Annotated in this window: 2 protein-coding genes and 1 pseudogene; 2 read left to right on the forward strand and 1 reads right to left on the reverse strand. The window is 69.3% G+C overall.

All coding sequences use genetic code 11. The annotated features are described in order from the left end of the window. Positions 1 to 37 precede the first annotated feature (37 nt). A pseudogene (locus A9X05_RS07705) lies at positions 38 to 307 on the forward strand (ATP-dependent DNA ligase); the annotation flags it as partial. Positions 308 to 365: 58 nt separating this feature from the next. Here the strand turns inward: A9X05_RS07705 and A9X05_RS07710 are convergent. Then, a complete protein-coding gene (locus tag A9X05_RS07710; protein ID WP_067780436.1) occupies positions 366 to 839 on the reverse strand; it encodes a DUF402 domain-containing protein in 474 nt (157 codons plus the stop codon). Positions 840 to 923: 84 nt separating this feature from the next. On the opposite strand from A9X05_RS07710, the gene A9X05_RS07715 reads away from it, so the two are divergent. Next, entirely contained in the window at positions 924 to 1670 is a 747-nt protein-coding gene (locus A9X05_RS07715; RefSeq protein ID WP_067778866.1) for an SDR family oxidoreductase, read from the forward strand. Positions 1671 to 1813: the final 143 nt, after the last annotated feature.

Raw genomic sequence — 1813 nt, forward strand, 5'->3', positions numbered from 1 at the left:
TCTCCCGCTGGTTGGTCGGCCATGGGATGGAGCTGACGTGGCGCCAGACGTGGCCGCGCTGCCCGACGAACCGGTGCCCGACTGGCGATCCCCCACGCTGGCGACCCTGACCGACAGGCGGTTCTCCGATCCGCGCTGGATCTTCGAGCGCAAGTTCGACGGGATGCGCTGTCTGGCGTTCCGCGACGGCGACCGGGTGCGGATGTTGTCGCGAAACCGACAGCCGCTCAACGGAACCTACCCGGAACTCGTCGATGCGCTTGCCGCCCAGCGCGCGACGCGCTTCGTGGTCGACGGCGAGGTGGTGCGGGAGAGCGGCGCCTGAGCGCTTGGTCCCCCGATTGCGCTGGGCGTAATGTCAGCGACTATGAGCTGCACCGGTTCGTCGGGCAGCGCGGCCACGTCTGGCGCCACGTCAGCTCCATCCCATGGCCGACCAACCAGCGGGAGAGGTCATAGCCGTTGCGGGCCAACCCCGCAACGGCGTCCACGGCGCGCCGCACCGCCAGCTCGGCGACCTCCGGGGTCAACAGGCCGTGCCGGACGGCGTCCAGCAGCTCGTCGACGTCGGCCAGGTCCGCGCCGTCGCCGGTGCGGACTTCGATGTCGAGGTAGTGGTCCTCCGAACGCCACACCTCGGGCCCCGGCGTGTATTCGCCCACGTCGAGGTAGTAGTCGTGATCGCGCTCGTGGCCCGGGTTGAAGTGAAAGACGGTGGCGCGCAAGCCGAGCGAGGGCAGCAGCCAGGATTCGAGGTAATGGAACTGGGCGCGGCCGGGGGTGGGCCGGGCCACGTAGAGGCCCCACGGGTGAACCGCATAGTCGTCCACGTCCCGCACGATGCCCTTGGGATCGGTGTTGGTGCGGGCGATCAGGTCGAACGTCTCGTGCTTGGGCGGATGGATGCACCTACTCTAGTCACAATGAGCGACCTCAGCGGAAAGACAGCCCTGGTCACCGGCGGGAATTCGGGCATCGGGCTGGCGGCCGCGCAGCGGCTGGCCGACGCGGGCGCCCACGTCATCCTGACCGGGCGCAACCAGCAGACCATCGACGCCGCCGTGGCCTCGATCGGTGAACGGGCGACGGGCGTCCGCGCTGACGTGGCCAACCTTGACGACGTGGCCGCCGTCGCCGACGTCGTCGCCTCCCGCGGAGCGGGCCTCGACGTGCTCTTCGCCAACGCGGGCGGCGGAGAATTCGCGGCACTGGGCGACATTTCGGTCGAACACTTCACGTCCACGTTCATGACCAACGTGGGCGGCACGCTGTTCACCGTGCAAGCCATGCTGCCGCTGCTCAACCGCGGGTCGTCGATCGTGCTGACCGGCTCGACCGCCGCCTACAACGGCACCCCCGCGTTCAGCGTGTACGCGGCGACCAAGGCGGCGATCCGCTCGTTCGGGCGGACCTGGGCCGCCGAACTCGTGGGCCGCGGGATCCGGGTCAACACCATCGTTCCCGGACCGGTCGAGACGCCGGGGCTTTTGGGGCTGGCGCCGGCCGGGCGGGAGCAGGAGTTGCGAGAAGGCGAGGCGGCCAAGGTGCCGATGGGCCGCCTGGGCAGGCCCGAGGAGGTCGCCGCGGCGGTGCTTTTCCTCGCGTCGGACGAGAGCAGCTTCATGACCGGCAGCGAGATCTTCGTCGACGGCGGTGCGGAGCAAATCTAGGGCCGCGCCGGCCTATCGGCGTAAGCGGATTCTCCACCGCACGAAGCCGGCGTAGAAGAGCGACAACGCCGCCAGCATGCCCATGTCCAGCAGCCACACCTTCGGCGTGTGCTGCCAGAACCGGTCCTGGGACAGCTATTACT

The organism is Mycobacterium sp. E3298 (assembly GCF_001666895.1).
Taxonomy (GTDB): domain Bacteria; phylum Actinomycetota; class Actinomycetes; order Mycobacteriales; family Mycobacteriaceae; genus Mycobacterium.

Excerpts from the sequence above, each read along its gene's own strand:
- A9X05_RS07715 (WP_067778866.1), top strand. The coding sequence starts at position 924 with ATGAGCGACCTCAGCGGAAAGACAGCCCTGGTCACCGGCGGGAATTCG.